The organism is Bradyrhizobium sp. SHOUNA76 (assembly GCF_023006445.1).
Taxonomy (GTDB): Bacteria; Pseudomonadota; Alphaproteobacteria; order Rhizobiales; family Xanthobacteraceae; genus Bradyrhizobium.
Genome location: NZ_JALBHA010001136.1, coordinates 1 through 513, shown reverse-complemented (window position 1 = coordinate 513; position 513 = coordinate 1). Strand labels below are relative to the sequence as shown.

General features: G+C 64.3%; 1 protein-coding gene. It reads right to left on the bottom strand.

Annotated elements, in window-relative coordinates; genetic code table 11:
- On the bottom strand, positions 1–513 hold a 513-nt coding region (locus tag MOV74_RS40155), incomplete at both ends, for an efflux RND transporter permease subunit (RefSeq protein ID WP_246933104.1).

Here is a 513-nt window from a genome sequence, read left to right as displayed (position 1 = left end):
TGCCGGCACGACGCCGACGAGGCCGAGCGGTCCCGTCAGGACGACCATCGCCATCGTCGAGAACGAGCGCACCTGCAGCATGACGACGATCAGCATCGCGGCAATCATGGCCGGGAAGATCGTCGCCAACGCATCGTTGGCCTTGGTTGCCTCTTCGATCGATCCACCGAGCTCGATACGATAGCCGGCCGGAAGGGATGCGATCAGCGGCTGCAGGGCGGTGTTGATATCCTTGGAGACTTCCGGAGGTTGGGTCGCCTCATTGATATCGGAGCGTATCGTGACGACCGGCGTGCGATCGCGCCGCTTCATGATCGGCTCTTCGAGCCGGATCTCCGAATGACCGACCTGGTCGAGCGGAATGGCGCGGCCGTCGCGGCTCATCAATGAGAAATCCGCCAGACGGGCCGGATCGAGCCGCTCGCGGCCGGCGCTGCGTGCCACGATCGGGACATTGCGGATGTCCTCGCGAACCTGCGTCACGGGAATGCCGGTGAGGAGGAACTGGAGCTG